General features: G+C 64.5%; 21 protein-coding genes. 17 read left to right on the forward strand and 4 right to left on the reverse strand.

The genetic code is table 11. The features are described from left to right. Nucleotides 1–36: 36 nt before the first annotated feature. The 4 genes from MNBBLIKP_RS12715 to MNBBLIKP_RS12730 are packed head-to-tail and all read right to left on the reverse strand — an operon-like array spanning nucleotide 37 to nucleotide 3798. Nucleotides 37–969 carry an acetaldehyde dehydrogenase (acetylating) gene (locus MNBBLIKP_RS12715; RefSeq protein WP_088310633.1) on the reverse strand — a complete coding sequence of 311 codons (933 nt, stop codon included), beginning with the start codon at nucleotides 967–969 and terminating at the stop codon, nucleotides 37–39. A gap of 10 nt (nucleotides 970–979) precedes the next feature. Continuing rightward, the gene (locus MNBBLIKP_RS12720) at nucleotides 980–1756 is read right to left on the reverse strand and encodes a fumarylacetoacetate hydrolase family protein (protein WP_088310634.1); all 777 of its coding nucleotides are present in this window, start codon (nucleotides 1754–1756) and stop codon (nucleotides 980–982) included. Next, entirely contained in the window at nucleotides 1743–2567 is an 825-nt protein-coding gene (locus tag MNBBLIKP_RS12725) for an alpha/beta fold hydrolase (RefSeq protein WP_088310635.1), read from the reverse strand. Before MNBBLIKP_RS12725 ends, MNBBLIKP_RS12720 begins: the two co-directional genes overlap by 14 nt. 10 nt (nucleotides 2568–2577) lie before the next feature. Continuing rightward, nucleotides 2578–3798, reverse strand: coding sequence for an acyl-CoA dehydrogenase family protein (locus tag MNBBLIKP_RS12730; protein WP_088310636.1), 1221 nt, complete (start codon nucleotides 3796–3798; stop codon nucleotides 2578–2580). A 181-nt stretch (nucleotides 3799–3979) separates the two neighbouring features. Between MNBBLIKP_RS12730 and MNBBLIKP_RS12735 the strand changes: the two genes are divergently transcribed. The 17 genes from MNBBLIKP_RS12735 to MNBBLIKP_RS12815 all read left to right on the forward strand — a co-directional run bounded on the left by MNBBLIKP_RS12735 (nucleotide 3980) and on the right by MNBBLIKP_RS12815 (nucleotide 19769). Then, nucleotides 3980–4747: an SDR family oxidoreductase gene (locus MNBBLIKP_RS12735; protein ID WP_254913038.1), complete on the forward strand. Its 768-nt coding sequence runs from the start codon at nucleotides 3980–3982 to the stop codon at nucleotides 4745–4747. Nucleotides 4748–4751: 4 nt separating this feature from the next. Further along, nucleotides 4752–5690, forward strand: coding sequence for a VOC family protein (locus MNBBLIKP_RS12740; RefSeq protein ID WP_088310638.1), 939 nt, complete (start codon nucleotides 4752–4754; stop codon nucleotides 5688–5690). Between the two features lie 2 nt (nucleotides 5691–5692). Then, nucleotides 5693–6571, forward strand: coding sequence for a CoA transferase subunit A (locus tag MNBBLIKP_RS12745; RefSeq protein WP_369678918.1), 879 nt, complete (start codon nucleotides 5693–5695; stop codon nucleotides 6569–6571). Next, on the forward strand, nucleotides 6571–7362 hold the full coding sequence (locus MNBBLIKP_RS12750) for a CoA-transferase subunit beta (RefSeq protein WP_088310640.1): 792 nt from the start codon (nucleotides 6571–6573) through the stop codon (nucleotides 7360–7362). Before MNBBLIKP_RS12745 ends, MNBBLIKP_RS12750 begins: the two co-directional genes overlap by 1 nt. Next, nucleotides 7359–8267 (forward strand): enoyl-CoA hydratase, encoded by a 909-nt coding sequence (locus MNBBLIKP_RS12755; protein WP_088310641.1) that lies wholly within the window; start codon nucleotides 7359–7361, stop codon nucleotides 8265–8267. The genes MNBBLIKP_RS12750 and MNBBLIKP_RS12755 overlap by 4 nt, the downstream gene beginning before the upstream one ends. A gap of 3 nt (nucleotides 8268–8270) precedes the next feature. Then, a complete protein-coding gene (locus tag MNBBLIKP_RS12760; protein WP_088310642.1) occupies nucleotides 8271–9338 on the forward strand; it encodes an NAD(P)H-dependent flavin oxidoreductase in 1068 nt (355 codons plus the stop codon). A gap of 3 nt (nucleotides 9339–9341) precedes the next feature. Continuing rightward, a complete protein-coding gene (locus MNBBLIKP_RS12765; RefSeq protein WP_088310643.1) occupies nucleotides 9342–10097 on the forward strand; it encodes an enoyl-CoA hydratase family protein in 756 nt (251 codons plus the stop codon). Further along, entirely contained in the window at nucleotides 10097–11260 is a 1164-nt protein-coding gene (locus MNBBLIKP_RS12770) for an acyl-CoA dehydrogenase family protein (RefSeq protein WP_088310644.1), read from the forward strand. The genes MNBBLIKP_RS12765 and MNBBLIKP_RS12770 overlap by 1 nt, the downstream gene beginning before the upstream one ends. Beyond that, nucleotides 11260–12240 (forward strand): acyl-CoA dehydrogenase family protein, encoded by a 981-nt coding sequence (locus MNBBLIKP_RS12775; RefSeq protein ID WP_088310645.1) that lies wholly within the window; start codon nucleotides 11260–11262, stop codon nucleotides 12238–12240. The genes MNBBLIKP_RS12770 and MNBBLIKP_RS12775 overlap by 1 nt, the downstream gene beginning before the upstream one ends. Before the next feature lie 8 nt (nucleotides 12241–12248). After that, nucleotides 12249–13400 carry an acetyl-CoA C-acetyltransferase gene (locus MNBBLIKP_RS12780; RefSeq protein WP_088310646.1) on the forward strand — a complete coding sequence of 384 codons (1152 nt, stop codon included), beginning with the start codon at nucleotides 12249–12251 and terminating at the stop codon, nucleotides 13398–13400. Further along, the gene (locus MNBBLIKP_RS12785) at nucleotides 13400–14305 is read left to right on the forward strand and encodes an SDR family oxidoreductase (RefSeq protein ID WP_088310647.1); all 906 of its coding nucleotides are present in this window, start codon (nucleotides 13400–13402) and stop codon (nucleotides 14303–14305) included. The genes MNBBLIKP_RS12780 and MNBBLIKP_RS12785 overlap by 1 nt, the downstream gene beginning before the upstream one ends. Further along, entirely contained in the window at nucleotides 14305–15360 is a 1056-nt protein-coding gene (locus tag MNBBLIKP_RS12790) for an acyl-CoA dehydrogenase family protein (RefSeq protein WP_088310648.1), read from the forward strand. Before MNBBLIKP_RS12785 ends, MNBBLIKP_RS12790 begins: the two co-directional genes overlap by 1 nt. Beyond that, nucleotides 15357–16535, forward strand: a complete 1179-nt coding sequence (locus tag MNBBLIKP_RS12795) for an acyl-CoA dehydrogenase family protein (RefSeq protein ID WP_088310649.1) — start codon at nucleotides 15357–15359, stop codon at nucleotides 16533–16535. The genes MNBBLIKP_RS12790 and MNBBLIKP_RS12795 overlap by 4 nt, the downstream gene beginning before the upstream one ends. After that, nucleotides 16532–17314, forward strand: coding sequence for an SDR family oxidoreductase (locus tag MNBBLIKP_RS12800; protein ID WP_088310650.1), 783 nt, complete (start codon nucleotides 16532–16534; stop codon nucleotides 17312–17314). Before MNBBLIKP_RS12795 ends, MNBBLIKP_RS12800 begins: the two co-directional genes overlap by 4 nt. An 88-nt stretch (nucleotides 17315–17402) precedes the next feature. Then, the gene (locus MNBBLIKP_RS12805) at nucleotides 17403–17864 is read left to right on the forward strand and encodes a MaoC family dehydratase (RefSeq protein WP_088310651.1); all 462 of its coding nucleotides are present in this window, start codon (nucleotides 17403–17405) and stop codon (nucleotides 17862–17864) included. A gap of 1 nt (nucleotide 17865) precedes the next feature. After that, on the forward strand, nucleotides 17866–18240 hold the full coding sequence (locus MNBBLIKP_RS12810; RefSeq protein WP_088310652.1) for a nuclear transport factor 2 family protein: 375 nt from the start codon (nucleotides 17866–17868) through the stop codon (nucleotides 18238–18240). Then, nucleotides 18237–19769, forward strand: coding sequence for a FadD3 family acyl-CoA ligase (locus MNBBLIKP_RS12815; protein ID WP_088310653.1), 1533 nt, complete (start codon nucleotides 18237–18239; stop codon nucleotides 19767–19769). The genes MNBBLIKP_RS12810 and MNBBLIKP_RS12815 overlap by 4 nt, the downstream gene beginning before the upstream one ends. The last annotated feature ends 50 nt before the right edge of the window (nucleotides 19770–19819 follow it).

Below are 19819 nucleotides of genomic sequence, written 5' to 3' on the forward strand. Positions count from 1 at the left end.
CTCTGAAGAGGAGGGGGAGGTTGGTCGCGCCAGCGCTCATTGACCCATTCTCCGCGCGGCCAGCAGTTCCCCGGTGGCCTTGGCCGCAGCGGTCATGATGTCGAGGTTGCCCGAATAGGGCGGCAGGTAATCGCCTGCGCCTTCAACCTCCAGCATGATCATCGATTTGATGCCGGTGAAATCACCCATGCCGGGGATCTTCAGCTTGTTGTTGTCCCCGAACCGTTCAAACTGCACTTCCTGCTTGAGCCGGTAGCCGGGGACGTATTTCTGCACTTCGGCCACCATCTCTGCCACCGAAGCGCGGATCGCGGCTTCATCGCCGCCTTCGCTGAGCGTGAACACCGTATCGCGCATGATCATCGGCGGTTCGGCGGGGTTGAGGATGATGATCGCCTTGCCCTTGGCTGCGCCGCCGACCACTTCGATTGCGCGGGCGGTGGTGCGGGTGAACTCGTCGATATTGGCGCGGGTGCCGGGCCCGGCTGAGCGTGACGAGACCGAGGCGACGATCTCTGCATAGTGGACTTTGCCGGTGGCGCGGGCGACGGCATAGACCATCGGGATCGTCGCCTGCCCGCCGCAGGTCACCATGTTGACATTGGGCTGGTCCAGATGCTCGGCCATGTTGACCGGGGGCACGGTGAAGGGGCCGATCGCAGCGGGGGTAAGATCCACCACCTGGATGCCGTCCGCGCGCAAGGCTTCGTCATGGACCTTGTGGGCATAGGCGCTGGTCGCATCGAAGGCGATGCCGATTTCGGGATAGAGCGGATGCTTGCGCAGCCCGTCGAGCCCTTCATGGGTGGTGGCGATGCCATGTTCGCGCGCCATGGCGAGGCCTTCGGAGGCTTCGTCGATCCCGACCACGATCGCCAGTTCCATGTTCTGGGGATACTTGATCATCTTCATCATCAGGTCGGTGCCGATATTGCCCGAACCAATGATCGCGGCCTTTACGCGGGTCATTGCAGTTTCCTTAGACAAATTTCGCGGTGCAGGTGCCGACACCGTGCAGAGTCATTTCAAACAGATCGCCCTTTATCGCCGGTTCCAGCGGCACGAGGCTGCCCGAGAGGATCACGTCCCCGGCATCCAGCGTTACGCCATAGGCGCCCAGGGTGTTGGCGAGCCAGGCGACGGCCTGCGCCGGATCACCCTGAACCGCGCTGCCATAGCCTTCGGACAGCGGAGCGCCGTTCTTGGTCACGGTGACGTGGAGCGCGGGCAGGTCCAGCGTGCGCGGGTCGGCCCTGGCCTCACCCACCACGAACACGCCGCAGCTGGCATTGTCGGCCACGGTGTCAATGATCCCGATTTTCCAGTCCTGGATGCGGCTGTCGACGATCTCGAAGCAGGGGGCGATATAGTCGGTCGCGGCCACCACATCGGCGGCGGTTACGCCCGGGCCGTTCAGACTGTGCTTGAGCACAAAGGCGATTTCCGCTTCGGCGCGCGGGGCGATCAGGGCCTTGGCGTCGACATCAATCTCGCCCTCAACCCGCATCCAGTCGGTGAGGAAGCCGAAGTCCGGCTGGTGGACCCCCAGCATGTCCTGCACCGCCTTGCTGGTGACGCCGATCTTCTTGCCGACCACCCGTTCGCCGTCCTTGCGGCGGCGCGACAGGAAATCGAGGCTGATCGCATAGGCATCGTCCACCGTCAGCGCGGGATCGCGCGCGATCAGCGGGAGGACGGTGCGGCGTTCGCGCAGGCAGGCGTACAGCTCTGCGCCGTATTTCTCAGCTTTGCTCATTGAGGAAGTCGATCGCATATTTGTTGAACTCGCTCGCGCGTTCGACCTGCACCCAGTGGCCGGTGCGGGCGAAAGTCAGGCAGCGGACGTTCCGGCAGGCGTCGAGGAACAGCCGCGCGTGGCTTTCCGGGCAGAATTCGTCGTTCAGCCCCCACATCACGAAGATCGGCTTGTCGACCTCGTGCAGTCGCAGCCCCAGGTTGGGGGTCTTCATCCGCATCAGCACATCCTTGGGCTGGGTGCGGGCGACGGCGAAGCGTTCGGCCACCAGTTCGTCGGGGATCTTGTCGGCCCAGTCGGGATGCAGCAGGTTGGTGATCAGGCGGCGCTGTTCGGCCAGGTTGAAATCCGGCCCGCCGAAGTTGGAGACCATCTTGGTGATCCCGGGCATGGTGAAATAGCTCGCCTGCTCGGCGACGCAGCCCGGCGCCATCAGCACCAGCTTGTCGGTGAATTCCGGATGATCGAGCGTCATCTGCAAGGCGACCCCGCCGCCCAGCGAATTGCCGACCAGCGTCGCCCGCTCGATCCCGTGCTGGCGCAGTGCATCGTACAAGGTGTCAGTGAACAGCTGCAGGGGATAGTCGATCCCCTCGGGCTTTGAGCTGGCCCCATAACCGATCATGTCGGGCAGGATCACGCGGTAGCCCGCCGCCACGAAGGCATCGATATTCTGGCGAAAGTTCGATTGCCCCGACGCGCCGGGGCCGCTGCCGTGGATGAACACCACCACCGGGCCGCTGCCAGTGTCAGCCAGATGGATGTCGTAATCACCCGCGACCCGGTAGGTCGCCTGTTTCAGTTCGGCCACGCTGTGTCCTTCAAAGGAAAGTGAATGTCGGCTCTTCGCCGAACATCGAGCCGACCACGTCGCCAAAGCGGTTGTTCGGATCGTTGGCAACGTGCGCGCGGCCGGCGTTGAGATCGAGCCAGGGCTGGATGATCTCGCTGGTCATGTAGATCGCGCGGCCGCCCAGCTGCTGCATCACATCGTCGATCATCTCGACCAGGCGGCGCACCACGTTGGACGAATTGTAGGCATAGAGCGCGCGCTTCTCCATCGGAATGGCCTCGCCGCGCTCCGCGTAACCCATCAGGTCTTCAAAGGTGACACGCTGCATCGTTTCCATTTCGATGATCTGCGCATGCGCCTTGGCCATTGCGGCTTGCAGGAACGGATCGGCCTTGCTCGCCTTGCCGGTATTGGTGGACACGCGGCTGGCCATGATGCCCTTCGCCGCATTCAGCGCCGCTTTGGCCCCGCCGAACGCCGCAGTTGAAACCGAACGCACGAATACCTGCGCCCAGGGCAGGGTATAGAGCGGGCCGGTATTCTCAGCCTGGCCGGGGTTCTGGCACAGGAAACCATCGATTGCGCGGTGGGTGCGGTACTCGGGCACGAACACATCGTTGACGTGGATGTCATGGCTGCCGGTGCCCTGCAGGCCAAAAGTCTGCCAGGCATCGCGGTCAATCGTATAGTCACTGCGCGGCAGCAGGAAAGTGCGCATGTCGGGCGGGCCAGAACCGGGCACATCGTCCGGCCAGACCAGCGCGCCCAGCAGCACCCAGCCGCAATGCACCGATCCGGTCGAAAAGCCCCAGTGGCCCGACAGGCGGAAGCCGCCTTCGACCGTCTTGACCTGCCCGACCGGCTGATAGGTCGAGCTGACCAGCATGTCGTTGTCATCGGCCCAGACTTCGTCCTGCGCCTGATCATGGAACAGCGCCATTTCATAAGGGTGGCAGCCCAGCACGCCATACATCCACCCGGTTGACATGCAGCCTTCGGCCAGCGCCTTTTGCACTTCGAAGAAAGTGTTGGGGTGCATTTCATAGCCGCCCCAGCGTTTCGGCTGGAGGATGCGGAAAAACCCGGCTTGCTTCATTTCGGCGATCGTCTCGTCCGAAACGTCGCGATTGGCGGTGGTTGCCTTGGCGCGGGCCTTGAGCGCGGGGATCATCGCGCGGGCACGGGCGACCAGATCGTCATGGGTGGGGATCGCGGCATGAACCGGATCGGACAAGGCTGCCGTAGCCATGATTGAGCTTCTCCCTAACAGTCGAATCGCACTTGCCTTCAGGCCAAGCATTCGTAAAAATTTCTGCCATGCGATACGCAAATCGTCAATTGAAAAGCACTCTGGCTTTCGATATTGGCAGTTTTCGAATCTACCGAACGCGATAAACGTGCATTTCGGTATTTCTCGGGGAGAGTGCGATTTGAGCGGCAGTTTTGCCATCGATCTGGCCGGACAAGTGGCCGTGGTCACCGGGGGGACCCGGGGGCTGGGGCGTCATATTGCAGCGGCGCTCGCCGGGGCCGGGGCGCAAGTGGTGGTCTGCGGGCGCAATGCCCCGGCAGACCTGCCGCCCGGCGTCACGTTCTTCGCTGCCGACATTCGTGATGCCGAACAGGCGAAAGCGCTGGTAGACCATGCAGCAGCGCTGCACGGGCGGCTGGACATTGTGGTCAACAACGCTGGTGGATCGCCCGCTGCTGCTTTCGAAGCAGCCAGTCCGCGCTTTCTGGACGCGATCCTCAAGCTCAACCTGCAGGCTCCGATGTACATGGCGCAGGCCGCACATCCGCATCTGGTCAAGGCGGGCGGGGGCAATGTGATCAACATCGCGTCAGTAAGCGGCATCCGCCCGTCGCCCGGCACCGCAGCCTACGGCGCAGCCAAGGCCGGGCTGCTCAATCTGACGCAAAGCCTGGCGCAGGAATGGGGGCCGCAGGGTGTGCGGGTCAATGCGATCATCGCAGGGCTGATGCAGACCGAAAATGCCGAAGCGACTTATGGCGACGCCGCGGCGCAGGCGGCCGTCGGCCGTTCCATGCCGCTGCAACGCATGGGGCTGGGATCGGACATAGCCGGGGCCGTGCTGTGGCTGTGCAGCGATGCCGCCGCGTGGGTCAGCGGTGCACGTATCAACGTCGATGGCGGGGGAGAACGACCGTACTTCCTCGACCTCGTGAAAGGGGAGTAAGGCCATGGGCGTAAAGGCGCTGGGCTATGTCGTGATCGAAAGTGTCGATCCGGCGCGGTGGGATCGGTTCCTGTGCGAACTGGTGGGCGCGATGCGCGCGCCAGACGGGGCGGACGGGGCCATGCTGTTCCGGGTGGACGAACGGGTGTTCCGCATGCGGATCGAACGCGGCGCGCGTGATCATTTCACTGCGGCGGGCTATGAAGTGGCGGACGCGGCGGCGCTCGATGCACTGGCCGATGCCATTGCCGCAGCGGGCCGCCCGGTTGAACGCGGTAGCGCCGATCTGGCTGCTTCGCGCGGGGTGACCGGCCTGATCCGCACCAGCGACCCGGCGGGCAACGGACTGGAATTCTACCATGGTGACAGCGCGGCGGACACGCCGTTCGTATCGCCGCTGGGGATCGACCATTTCGTCACCGGCGATCAGGGCATGGGCCACGCGGTGTTCTCTGCACCCAATTTCGATGAATGCGTGGCGTTCTATCAGGACGTGGTGGGTTTCCATCCCACCGATATGCCGCGCTTCTATTTCGGCGGGGGCGGGCCGGACGATCCGGGCATGGGCTTTGCCTTCATGCACGCCGATAATGGCCGCCACCACTCGATCGCACTGGGCGAAGGCCCGGTCCCGCCCTCGGGCGCGGTGCACATCATGCTGCAGCTGCCCAATCTGCTGGAAGTGGGCAAGGCGCATGATCGGATGAAGGCCATGGGCTATCCCGAAAGCGCGACGCTGGGCCAGCATTTCAATGACGAGACGGTTGGCTTCTATGTTCAGACCCCGGCAGGTTTCGATCTGGAGATCGGCTGTGACAGCCTGGTGATCGATCCGGCCAGCTGGGAAGTCACGCAGCACATCGGGATCAGCCAGTGGGGCCATGAATGGGCCTGGCAAAAAGCGATGAAAGAGGCGCAGATGAACGCGGCGGCAGCGGAATGACAATGCTCGACAAACGCATGACCCCGGCAGAGATCGTCGGGCAGCTTTCGGACGGGATGACGCTGGGAATCGGCGGCTGGGGCCCGCGGCGCAAGCCGATGGCCTTGGTGCGCGAAGTGCTGCGCTCGGACCTCAAGGACCTGACCATTGTTGCCTATGGCGGCGCGGACGTGGGGATGCTGTGCGCGGCGGGCAAAGTGAAGAAACTGGTCTTCGCTTTCGTCAGCCTTGATGCGATTCCCCTGGAGCCGTGGTTCCGCAAGGCGCGTGAAGCCGGGCAGATCGAGGTGCTGGAACTTGACGAAGGCATGTTCCAGTGGGGGCTGAAAGCGGCGGCGTTCCAGCTGCCGTTCCTGCCGACCCGGGTGGGGCTGGGCACCGACCTGGCCGAGCTGGGCGGGCTCAAGACCGTGCAGTCACCCTATGCCGATGGTGAAACGCTGATCGCGATGCCCGCGCTCAAGCTTGATGCAGCGCTGCTGCACGTCAACCGCTCTGACTGGCGCGGCAATATCCACGCGTTCGGGCCGGACGTTTACTACGACGAATGGTTCGCCCGCGCTGCGGCCAAGACCTACGTGTCGTGCGAGGAACTGGTCGATAAGATGGAAGACCACTACGCCGACCAGGCCCAGGCCAACATCGTCGAACGCGCGTTCATTTCGGGCGTCACCCACATTCCCTGCGGCGCGCATCCCAGCTCGATGCCGCCGGCCTATGGCTGGGATATGAAGGCGTTCAAGGCCTACACCGACGCCGCCAAGGATCCGGGAGACTGGAACGCGGTGAAGGACCGTTTCGTCGGCGCGAATGAAGCCGATTACCTTGCAGGCTTTGGCGGAAAGGAGGCGGTCGCGGCTCTCCCGCTTCCGATTTTCTGATGACTGACGTTACTCTCGCAGAACTCTGCATTTTCGCCTGTTCGGAAGCGTTCCGCAACAACGGTGAGATCATCGCCACCGGGGTCGGCCCGGTGCCGCGGCTTGCCGCCAGTCTGGCCAAGCTGACCCACAGCCCCGAACTGATGATGACCGATGGCGAATGCTATCTGGTCGAACAGCCGGTGCCGCTGGGGCCGCGCAAATACGATGATCGCAAGGCGGCGGGTTACCTGCCGTTCAGTCGGTTCTTCGATGCGGCGGTGTGGACCGGGCGGCGTCACGCGATGGTCACGCCGACCCAGATCGACCGGTTTGGCCAGATCAACCTCAGCCAGCTGGGCGGCACGCACCAGCAGCCCAAGACCCAGATGCTGGGCGTGCGCGGCTTTCCGGGGAACACGATCTACCACCCCAACAGCTTCTTCTTCCCCAGCCACACCACTCGCGTATTCGTGGCGGGCGAAGTCGATATGGTTTCGGGCGTGGGCTATAACCCGGCCAAGCGCGTTCCCGGCGGGAATTACAGCGCGGTCAGCCTGCGCAGCATCGTGACCAACCTGTGCGTGATGGACTTTGGCGGGCCGGACAATGCCGTGCGTGTCGTTTCGCTCCATCCCGGCGTGACTTTTGCCCAGGTGCAGGAAGCGACCGGCTTTGATCTGATCGATGCGGTCGCCGGTGAAACGGCGCTGCCGGGGGCAGAGGAACTGGCGATCATCGCCAGCCTCGATCCGCACAACATTCGCGCCGGCGCAATCAAAGACAACCCTCTTGCAAGGATCCCAGCATGACCAAGGGACGCGAACTCGTCGAACCGCAGGCGGCGACGCCTGACTACGAAACCACCGAGCCGGTGCTTTATGAAGTGATCGACGGTGTGGCCTGGATCACCATGAACCGGCCGGGCTTCAACAATGCCCAGAACGGGCAGATGACCTATGCGCTGGACGATTGTTTCAAGCGCGCGGTCGAAGATGAGAGCGTTGGGGCGATCGTGCTGGCGGGCGAGGGCAAGCACTTTTCCGCAGGGCACGACATCGGCACGCCGGGCCGCGACTTGCATCACGAATTCGACAAGCGGCTGATGTTTGCCCCCCACACCAACAAGCCTGCCGCCGAACTGCTCTATACCCGCGAGCAGGAACAGTATCTTGGCATGTGTCGCCGCTGGCGCGACATTCCCAAGCCGACCATCGCGATGGTCCAGGGCGCCTGCATCGCGGGCGGGCTGATGCTGGCCTGGGTCTGCGATCTGATCGTGGCGAGCGAGGACGCCTTTTTCCAGGATCCGGTCAGCCCGATGATGGGGATCCCGGGGGTCGAATATTTCGCCCACGCTTATGAATTGCCGCCGCGCGTCGCGAAGGAATTCCTGCTGCTGGGAGAACGGATGCCCGCCGCGCGCGCCTATCAGTTCGGCATGGTCAACAAGGTAGTCCCGCGTGAGGAACTGCGTGAAGCCGCCGCCACCTGGGCCGCCAAGCTGGCGGGCGCGCCGCGGCTGGGCAACTGGCTGTCAAAACAGGCGATCAATCACGTTGAGGAACTGCGCGGCAAGCGCGCGGCGATGGACGCGGTGTTCCATATGCACCACTTTGCCCACGCTCAGAACGATCTGATGTATGGCAATTCGATTGCCGGGGTGTCGGGCAAGTCGGCTGCGGCGGCGAACAAGTCAAAAGCCGGAGAGGGCTGAATCTTGATCGACCCGCTTTCCACAGCGCTGACCAAGCGCCTGGGCTGCCGCCTGCCGGTGATCCAGACCGCGATGGGCTGGGTGGCGAAGCCCGAACTGGTGGCTGCGAGCAGCAACGCCGGGGCCTTTGGCTTTCTCGCCTGCGCGGTGATGACCCCGGCCGAGGCAGCCGAGGAAGTGGCCCGGCTGCGCGATCTCACCCCGCACAATTTCGGGATTAATTTCCACAGCTTCCAACCGGGAGCTGCGGAGATTGTTGAACTGATCCTGCAGCACAAGGACCGGGTCAGCGCGGTCAGTTTTGGGCGCGGGCCGGACGCCAAAATGATCGGCCGGTTCAACGATGCCGGGATCCTTTGCATCCCCACGGTCGGCGCGGTGAAGCATGCCGAAAAGATGGTCCAGCTGGGCTGCGAAATGGTCACTGTGCAGGGCGGCGAGGGCGGCGGGCATACCGGCGCGGTGCCGACTACGGTGCTGCTGCCGCAAGTGCTCGACGCGGTCGATGTGCCGGTGGTTGCAGCGGGCGGCTTTGGCGACGGGCGCGGCCTTGCTGCCGCGCTGGCCTTTGGCGCCTGCGGAATCGCCATGGGGACGCGGTTTTTGATGACCGCCGAAAGCCCGGTCCCGGCGGCGCCCAAGGCGGCTTACGTCAAGGCCGGAACCGGCGACATCGCGGTCAGCACCAAGGTCGATGGCATTCCCCAGCGGATGATCCTCAACCCTCTGCTGCGGCGGATCGAAGCCTCCGGCAAGCTGTCCATGTGGCTGCGCGCGATGGAGGCCGGGCTGGAAATGAAGCGGCAATCGGGCATGTCGTGGGGGCAGGTGCTGGCTACCGCGCGCGGGATGACCAGCCACGGCGAAATGCCGCTCGCCCAGGCGATGATGGCCGCCGCCGCCCCGATGATGATCCAGCGCGCGGTGGTTTCCGGCGACGCGGAGCACGGGCTGATGGCAACTGGCGTCGTGGCCGGGCGGCTCAAGGACTTGCCGACTTGTGCTGAGTTGATGGCCTCCATCGAAACCGAAGCGCGCGGCCGCATCGCCGCGCTCTGTGCAGGGAACTGACCCATGCCTATCACCACCGAAATCAAGGACCGGATCGCCGAGATCGTGTTCGACGTTGCCCCGGTCAACGCGTTCGACAGCGAAACCTGGATGTCGCTGCCCGCGATCATCACGGCGGCGGCCAGCAACCCGGAGGTCAACTGCGTGCTGATCCGCGCTGCCGAAACGGCGCGGGGCTTCTGCGGCGGGGTCGACATCAAGGAAATGCAGGCCCACCCGGAGCGCATCACCGTACTCAATCGCGGCAATTACCTGACCTTCAAGGCGATCCGCGATGCGGAAGTGCCGGTGGTGGTCGCCGCGCACAAGTTCGTGATCGGCGGCGGGATCGGGATCTGCGGCGCCTCCGACACGATCATCGCTGCTGACGATGCCTTCTTCAGCCTGCCCGAGGTTGATCGCGGGGCGATGGGCGGGGCCAGCCACCTCTCGCGCATGCTGCCGCTGCACAAGGTTCGCGCGGCCTTCTTCACCGGAGGGAATATCCCTGCGGCAGAGGCCTACCGGCTGGGCGCGGTCGAAAAGGTCGTGCCGCGTGACCAGTTGGTCGAGGAAGCGCGCGCGTTCTGCGCCGTGATCGCCAGCAAGAGCCGTAAGGCGCTGGTGATCGCCAAGGAAGCATTGAACGGGCTGGAACCGCGCGACGTCGATCGTGGCTACCGCTGGGAACAGGGCTTCACGCTCGAAATGTACATGCACGAAGACAGCCAGAAGAGCCGCGACGCCTTCGTCGAGACGGGCAAGGCCGCGAAGTTCTGATGCAGCTCGCTTACACCCCCGAACAACAGGCATTCCGGGCCGAAGTGCGCGCCTGGATGCAGGCGCACGTGCCCAAGGAACCGCTCGTCACGCTGGAATGCCGCGAAGGCTATGACCAGCATGTTGAGTGGGAACGCACGCTCGCCAGCGGGAACTGGGGCATGGTCACCTGGCCCGAACAGTTCGGCGGGCGCGGGCTGGACCTGATCCAGTGGCTGATCTTCGAAGAAGAGTATTTCGCCGCCGGCGGCCCCAACCGGGCCAACCAGAACGGCATCTTCCTGCTCGGCCCGACGATCATGGAATTCGGCACCGAGGAGCAGAAGGCGCGCTTTCTGACCCCGATGGCCAAGGGCGAGGTGATCTGGGCGCAGGCCTGGTCCGAACCCGGCGCGGGCAGCGACATGGCCGCGATTCAGTCCAAGGCGGTGCGCGACGGCGATCACTACGTCATCACCGGGCAAAAGACCTGGTCGAGCCGCGCGGCCTTTGCCGATTGGGGCTTTGGCATCTTCCGCACCGATCCTGACAGCAAGCGCCACAAGGGGCTGACCTTCATCCTGTTCGATCTGAACAGCCCGGGCATTACCCGCCGCCCGATCCGCCAGCTGCACGGCGACACCGGCTTTGCCGAACTGTTCTTTGACGAAGTGCGGGTGCCGGTGGAAAATTGCCTGGCGGGCGAAGGGCAGGGCTGGAACGTCGCCATGGCCACCGCCGGGTTCGAACGCGGGCTGATGCTGCGCTCGCCGGGGCGGTTTCAGGCGACGGCGAAGCGGCTGGTGGAACTGTACCGTCAGAACGCCGACAAGGCCTCACCCGCCGCGCGCGAAGCCGTGGTGCAGGCGTGGGGGGCGACGCAGGCCTATGCCTACAACACCTATGCCGTCGCGGCGAAGATCATGGCCGGGGGCAAGATCGGCGCGGAGGCGAGCCTCAACAAGATCTTCTGGTCCGAATTGGACCGCGCGATGCACCGCACCGCGATGCAGCTGCTGGGCGCGGCGGCAGAGCTGAAGCGGTTCGCCGATGGCTCGGTCAACCAGTGGCTCGAAGGCTATATCTTTTCGCTGTCCGGCCCGATCTATGCCGGGTCGAACGAGGTGCAGCGCAATATCACGGCGGAGCGTCTGCTCGGCTTGCCGCGGGTGGGAGCGGGCTGATGGACTTCCGTTTCTCCGACGATCAACTGAACCTTGCCGAAGGGGTGCGTGATTACCTGAGCGGCACGCACGGCCCGGAAGTGCTGCGGCGTCTGGACGAGCACGGCAACCGCGATCCCGCGATCTGGCAAGGGCTGGTCCAAATGGGCCTGACCGGGCTGTGCGTACCCGAAGCACAAGGCGGGCTGGGCATGGGCCTGCCCGAAGCCGCGCTGATCGCTGCTGAATGCGGGCGGGCGTGTCTGGCCGAACCGCTGGTCGATACCGCCTTTGTCGGCGTGCCCTGGCTGGTGGCGCAGGGTCAGCTGGGCGGGCTGGAAGACGTGGTGGCCGGCTCCCGGCGGATTGCCGTGGCCCACGCGATCAACCCGTGGGAGGCCGATGGTGACGGGGCAGCGCTGACCAGCGTCGACCCTCTCAGGAACCTATCCGTTCGTGTCGAGCGTAGTCGAGACACGTCAGCGCCGGGCGTCTCGACTACGCTCGACGCGAACGGAGAGGGGGATGATTTGCTCCTCAACCTTGGCGCCTTGATGTCCGCCGCGCAGCTGGTCGGACTGGCCGACGCCATGCTGGACCAGGCAGTCGAATATGCCAAGATCCGCACCCAGTTCGGTCAGCCGGTGGGGGCGTTTCAGGCGCTCAAGCACCAGCTCGCCAATTGCTCGGTCGCGATCGAGTTCGCCAAGCCGGTGGTCTGGCGCGCGGCCTCGGCGCTGGAGCACGGGCTGGAAAGCGCCCCGGTCCACGTCAGCCATGCGAAGGTCGCAGCCACCGATGCCGCGATGCTGACCGCCGAAACCGCGATCCAGGTCCACGGGGCCATGGGCTATACCTACGAGGTCGATCTGCACTTCTGGATGAAGCGCAGCTGGGCGCTGTGCGGCGCCTGGGGGGATCGGGCCTTTCACTTGAAGCGGGTCGATGATGCGGTGCTCGGCGGCGCCCTGCCGATCGGCCCGCAGCACACTTTTGCGTGAGGAAACCAATGGCTGAAGCCTATATCATCGACGCTGTGCGCACCCCGATCGGGCGCAAGAAGGGCAGCCTTGCCGGGGTCCACCCCGCCGATCTTGGCGCGCACCCGATCAAGGCGCTGGTGGAGCGGACCGGGATCGACGCCAATCTGGTGGACGATGTCGTTTGGGGCTGCTGCGACACGATCGGCCCGCAGGCGGGTGACATCGGCCGCACCGTCTGGCTGGTCGCGGGCCTGCCGCAGCACGTGCCGGGGACGACGATTGACCGCCAGTGCGGATCGAGCCAGCAGGCGCTGCACTTTGCCGCGCAGGGCGTGATGAGCGGGACGCAGGATCTGGTCGTCGCGGGCGGATCGCAGGCGATGAACGCGATTCCAATTTCGGCGGCGATGCTGGCGGCGGAACCCTATGGCTTTTCCAACCCGTTCAACACCTCGCCCGGCTGGGTCGCGCGCTATGGCGACGGGATCCTCAACCAGATCAATTCGGCGGAAATGATCGCGGCGAAGTGGGGCCTGACCCGCGCGGAAATGGAAGCATTTGCGGTCGCCAGCCACCAGCGCGCCCAGGCAGCGCAGGACAACGGCTGGTTCGATGCCGAAATCGCGCCGATGGCGGAACTGGCCATGGATGAGACGATCCGTCCGGCGACTTCGCTTGAAGGCCTCGCCGGTCTGCGCACGGTGCAGGACGGCGGGATCATCACCGCCGGGATTTCCAGCCAGAACTGCGATGGTGCGGCGGCGATGCTGGTCGCCAGCGAACGGGCGGTGAAGGAACACAACCTCAAACCGCGCGCCCGCGTCCACCACATCTCAGTCCGGGCCGACGATCCGGTGTGGATGCTGACCGCGCCGATTCCGGCGACCGAATATGCCTTGAAAAAGGCTGGGATGAGTGTGGCTGACATCGATCTGTTCGAATGCAACGAGGCGTTCGCCAGCGTGCCGATGGCCTGGATGAAGCAGCTCGGCATTCCGCATGAGAAGGTCAACATTCACGGCGGCGCGATCGCGCTGGGCCATCCGCTGGGCGCCACTGGCGCACGGCTGATGACCACCATGCTGAACGCACTGGAACGCACCGGCGGCCGCTATGGCCTGCAGACCATGTGCGAAGGCGGCGGGCAGGCCAACGTCACGATTATCGAGAGGTTGTAATGGGTATTTGCGAAGGACGCACTGTCATCATCACCGGGGCCGCGCGCGGGCTGGGCCGGGCCTATGCCCTGGCTTTTGGCGCGGAAGGCGCGAACGTGGTGGTCAACGACATCGGCACCTCGCTCAGCGGGGAAGGGCGCGATACCAGCGCGGCGGACGGCGTTGTGGCGGAAATCAAGGCCGCTGGCGGGCAGGCCGTGGCCAATTACGAAGACATTACCGATTGGGATGCCGCCGGGCGGATCGTCCAATGCGCGCTCGATGCGTTTGGCGACCTGCATGTGGTGGTCAACAACGCCGGGATCGTGCGCGACCGGATGTTCGTTTCCGCCACGCTAGAGGAATGGGACGCGACCATGCACGTCCACTTGCGCGGGCATTTCTGCCTCAGCCGTCATGCGGTGAACTATTGGCGGGAAAAGCAGAAGGGCGGTGCGAACCCTGATGCGCGGATCATCAACACCTCGTCCGGTGCAGGGCTGCAGGGCAGCATCGCACAGGCGGCCTATTCAACCGCAAAGGGCGGGATCGCATCGCTGACGCTGGTTCAGGCGGCGGAACTGGGTCGCTATGGCATCACTGCCAATGCGCTCGCTCCCTCGGCCCGCACCCGCATGACCGAACAGGCCTTTGCCGACAAGATGGCGACCGAAGGCCAGCAGTTCGACGTGATGGACCCGGCCAATATCGCCCCGACCGTGGTCTGGCTCGGCAGCGCGGAAAGCGCGGACGTTACCGGCTGCGTGTTCGAACTCGAAGGCGGCAAGATCATGCTGGAAGACGGCTGGCGCGAAGGCCCGGTGGTGGACAAGGGGGCGCAATGGGCCCCGGCAGAGGTTGGCGCGGCGGTTGAACAGCTGATCGCCGCGCGGGTTCAGCCGCGCAAGGTGTGGGGGACCGCGTGATGCATTTCGCATTCACCGAAGAACAGGCGATGATCGCCGAAACCGTGAAGCAGTTCTTCACGGAAAACGCCACCAGCCTCCGCACCCGGGCGGCCATGGCCACTGACGGGATCGACCGCGCGCTGTGGGCCAGCTTCTGCGCCGAACTCGGCCTGGCGGGCATCGGCATTGCCGAAGAACTGGGCGGCGCGGGCCTTGGTATGGTCGAACTGGCAATTGTGGCCGAAGCTGCCGGCGGCCAGGTGGCGGCCTTGCCTTTGTTGGGCCACGCCATGGCCGCGCGGGCGATCGCTGCCGGTGGCAGCGCGGCGCAGCAGGGCGATTGGTTGTCCAAGCTGCTTTCGGGTGAGGCCATTGCGGTGTGCGAGGGCTCGCACAGCCTGACCTGCACCGATGGCAAGCTCAGCGGCACAATGGACTGCGTGCCCCATGGCGGCATTGCCGACTTGTTCGTGATCGTTGCGCCGGGCCAGGCCTGGCTGGTGCGCGCCGATGCGCCTGGGCTGTCTGTGACCAGTCATGTCACGATGGATCAGACCCGGCCTCTCGCAACATTGCAGTTCGACGGCGTTGCTGCCGACGCGCTGGCCGATCCTGCCGCCGCGCTTGCCGTGGTGCCGCAGACCGGCTGGATCGTCACCGCCGCCGAGGCCCTCGGCGTAGCACAGGCCTCGCTCGACCTGACAGTCGGTTATGCGAAGGAGCGGGTGCAATTCGGGCGGGCGATCGGTTCGTTTCAGGCCTACAAACACCGGCTGGCGGACATGATGATCGAGATCGAACAGGCCCGCAGCGCGGTCTATTGGGCGGCCTGCGCAGTCGACGAGGGGGCAGAGGAAGCGGCCATTGCCTTGCATTCGGCCAAGAGTTTTGCCGCCGACACTGCCTTCATGTGCGCGGGCAACATGATCCAGCTGCACGGCGGGATCGGCTTTACCTGGGAACACGATGCCCACCTGTACTTCAAGCGCGCCCGTGCGCTCCAGTCGATGCTGGGCCACGGCGATTGGCACCGCGAACAGGTGGCCACGATGATTTTGGGAGCAGCGGCATGAAGCTCGGTTTCTCGCCTGAGGAAGAACTGTTCCGCGCCGAATGTGCTGACTGGCTGCAAGGCCAGATGGCCGGCGAATTCAAGGACATCAAAGGCATCACCACGCTGACCGCCAAGGCGGAACGGCGCAAGGAATGGGAGCAACAGCTCGCCGCGCACAAATGGTCGTGCATCGGCTGGCCGAGCCAGTGGGGCGGGCGCGACGCGACGCTCGCGCAGCAGGTAATCTTTGCCGAAGAATATGCCCGTGCGGGCGTGCCGGGGCGGGTTAATCACATCGGCATCGAACTGGCCGGGCCGACCATCCTGACCTTTGGTACCGAACAGCAGAAGGCGCGCTTTCTGCCGGGGATCGCGGCCGGGCAGACGATCTTCTGCCAGGGCTTTTCCGAACCCGGCGCGGGCTCCGATCTCGCTTCGGTCCGCACCAAGGGGCGGCTGGAAGACGGCGAGTGGGTGGTGAATGGCCAGAAGATCTGGACCAGTCTGGCGCACATTTCCGACTGGATCTTCGTCGTCACCCGCACCGAAGAGGGATCGAAGGGCCCCAAGGGCCTGTCGTTCCTGATGATGGATGTGAAGCAGCCCGGGATCGAGATCCGCGGGATCAAGCAGATCAACGGCGACGCCGAATTCAACGAAACCTTCTTCACCGATGCGCGCTGCCCGGCGGACAGCCTGATCGGCGCGGTCGGCGATGGCTGGAAGATCGCCATGGGCCTGCTGGCGTTTGAGCGGGGGGTTTCCACGCTGGGCCAGCAGATGGCCTTCCGCAATGAACTCGACGCGATCATCGCTGCGGCCAAGGCGAACGGGCAGGCCAGCAATCCGCTGATCCGCCAGCGGATTGCCAAGGCAGAAATCGGCCTGCGGCTGATGCGTTACGGCGCGCTGCGGATGCTGTCGAACACCGATCATTCCAAGATCGACGGCGCGGCGCTGACTTACAAGATCCAGTGGGCCACCTGGCGGCGCAGCCTGGGCGAACTGGCGATGGACGTGCTAGGGCAGGCCGGGGAAGTGGCTGAGGGCAGCGAATACGAGTGGGGCATGCTGCCCAACCTGTTCCTCTTCAGCCGCAGCGACACAATCTATGGCGGCACCAACCAGATCCAGCGCAACCTGATCGCCGAACGCGGTCTGGGCATGCCGCGCGAACCGAGGGGTGATTTGTGAGCCTTATCCCGACTTATCCCGAACCCCGCGGCCTGCTGAAAGGCAAGACCGTGGTGGTCACCGCCGCCGCCGGCACGGGCATCGGTTATTCCGCTGCCAAACGCGCTGCGGAAGAAGGCGCGACCGTGCTGATCAGCGATTTCCATGAACGCCGTCTTGGTGAAGCGGCGGACCGGATCGCGGCGGAAACCGGTCTTGCCCGGCCCGCGACCGTGGTTTGCGATGTCACCAGTCAGGACCAGGTCGATGCGCTGCACGCCGCCGCGCTGAAAGAGCTGGGCCGGATCGACGTGCTGATCAACAATGCTGGCCTCGGCGGCGAAGTCGATGTGGTCGACATGACCGATGAGCAGTGGTTCCGTGTGCTCGACGTCACGCTTAATTCGGTGTTCCGGATGAGCCGGGCTTTCCTGCCCGCGATGTACGCGCAGCAAAGCGGCGTGGTGGTCAACAACGCCTCGGTGCTGGGCTGGCGCGCGCAAAAGGGACAGGCGCACTATGCTGCAGCCAAAGCCGGGGTGATGGCCTTTACCCGCTGCTCTGCGGTTGAGGCCGCCGAACATGGCGTGCGGATCAACGCCGTCGCGCCATCGATCGCGATGCACGCGTTTCTGGCCAAAGTGACCACGGATGAACTTCTGGCCGAACTGTCGAGCAAGGAAGCCTTCGGCCGCCCGGCGGAAGTTTGGGAAGTGGCCAACGTGATGATGTTCCTCGCCTCTGACCTGTCGAGTTATATGACCGGAGAGGTCGTTTCGGTATCGAGCCAGCGGGCGTGAAAACGCTCCTCATCCGTTCGTGTCGAGCGAAGTCGAGACACCTGCGCGCGGCATCTCGACTTCGCTCGATGCGAACGGGAGAATTTGAATGACAAAAGTGTTTGAGAGCCCCCGCGATTTGATCGGCCAGGAAGGCACCGCACTCGGCCCGACCAACTGGCTTGCCATTGAACAGGACCGCGTCAACGGCTTTGCCGAAGTGACCGGCGATCACCAGTGGATCCACGTCGATGTCGACCGCGCGAAGGACGGCCCGTTCGGCGGGACCATCGCCCATGGCTATCTGACAATGAGCCTGGTCAACTTCTTCCTGCCCGACCTGATCGAAGTGCGCGGGTTCACCCACGCGGTCAACGTCGGCGCGGACCGGTTACGGTTCCTCAGCCCCGTGAAAGTCGGCAGCCGCATTCGCGGGGTGGGCGAGATCGTCTCGGTCGAAGAGGTCAAAGGCGCGATCCAGTCGGTCGTGCGCGTGACCGTGGAGATCGAGCATAGCGACAAGCCCGCCTGCGTTGTCGATACCATCAGCCGCTATTTTCCGGAGTCCTGACATGTCCACACCCGAACAGATGCTCGCTGCCGTCCACGCCTATGTCGCCGCGTTCGACGCAGGCGATCCTGAGATGGCCGTGGCGATTTTTGCCGAGGATGCGGTGGTCGAGGACCCGGTCGGCACCCCGCTCAAGCGCGGGCATGAAGAGATCCGCGCGTTTTATGTTGCCTCGATGGCGACCGGCGCGAAGCTGGTGCTGGACGGCCCGGTGCGCCTGGCCGAGGGGCATGCCGCCTTTGCCTTTCACGTGCCGTTGCACTTTGACGGGAAGGACATGGAAATCCACGTGATTGATACTTTTGCCTTCAATGCGGAGGGCAAAGTGCGCGAAATGCGGGCCTTCTTCGGCCCCGGTAACATGATCGCGAAATGACCGGACTCCCGCCGACCATTCCCCACGCTGCTCAGGCCGCCGCAGCGCGCTGGCCAGAGGCGACGGCGCTGATCGAGGGCGAGGTCACCTGGACCTTTGCCGAGCTGTGGCAGCACAGCCGCGCCGCCGCTGCGGCATTGATCGCGCGCGGGGTGGGGCCGGGGGACAGGGTGGCTATCTGGGCGCCCAACCGGCGCGAATGGGTGGTTGCTGCGATTGCGACGATGACCTTGGGTGCAGCAGTGGTAACACTCAATACCCGGCTCAAAGGGCGTGAGGCGGGAGACATCCTGCGCCGCACCCACGCGCGGTTGCTGTTCACCGTCACCGACTTTCTGGGCATCGATTACCAGGCACTGCTGGTGGATGAGGATCTGCCGGACCTGCGCGAAACGGTGATGCTGGACCGCGATTTCGATGCGTTCCTCGCCAGCGGCCAGGGCGCGGACGATCCTGCGGTAGATAGCGCGCTGGCGGCCATCGACGCCGATACGATCAGTGACATCCTGTTCACCAGCGGCACCACCGGCAGCCCAAAGGGCGTGCTGATGACCCACGGCCGCGTCCTGCCGCAATGCGGGGTCTGGATCGGCAACACTGGGCTCTCATTCGGCGAACGCTACCTGATCGCCAACCCGTTCTTCCACTCGTTCGGGATGAAAGTCGGCTGGGTCGCCTGCCTGCTGTCGGGCGCGGTGATGGTGCCGATGGCGCAGTTCGACGTGGCCGAAGCGATCGCGCTGATCGAAAAGCTCAAGATCAACTTCTTCCCCGGCCCGCCGACCGTGTTCCAGATGATCCTGGCCGAAAAGGACAAGCGGCCAATCGACACCTCCAGCCTGCGCGGCGGCACCACCGGCGCGGCCACCGTGCCGCCGGTACTGGTCCAGCGGATCCGCGACGAGCTGGGGATGAAGGACATCATCACCGCCTATGGCATGACCGAATGCGTCAACATCACCTCTTGCCGCCCGGGTGACCCCGCCGAGACCATCGCCCAGACCTGCGGTGCGGCGATTCCCGGCAACGAGGTGATCATTGCCGACGATAATGGCAACGAAGTGCCGCGCGGTGAAACCGGTGAGATCCTGGTGCGAGGGCAAGGGGTAATGCTGGGCTATCTCGATGATCCCACAGCCACTGCCGAAGCCATCGACACGGCAGGCTGGCTCCACACCGGCGATGTCGGAACGATGGACGAAGCCGGCTATGTCCGCATCACCGACCGCAAGAAGGACCTGTATATTTCGGGCGGTTTCAACGTCTATCCGGCCGAAGTTGAGAAACTGCTTTCGGTACATCCTGCCATTGCCATGGTCGCCGTGGTGGGCGTGCCGGATGAGCGGATGGGCGAAGTGGGCAAGGCCTATGTCGTCCTGCGCCCCGGTGCAGCGGCGAGCGAAACGGACCTGATCGCCTGGTCGCGCGAAAATATGGCCAATTACAAGGTTCCGCGTTCGGTCGTGTTCGTGGAGGATTTGCCAAGGAACGCCAGCGGCAAGGTGCTGAAGACCGAGCTCAGAGGGTAGGGGCTTCCGTTCGACCGCTTGTTCGTCATCCTGAACTTGTTTCAGGATCC

The organism is Novosphingobium sp. B 225, assembly GCF_002198665.1.
GTDB lineage: Bacteria > Pseudomonadota > Alphaproteobacteria > Sphingomonadales > Sphingomonadaceae > Novosphingobium.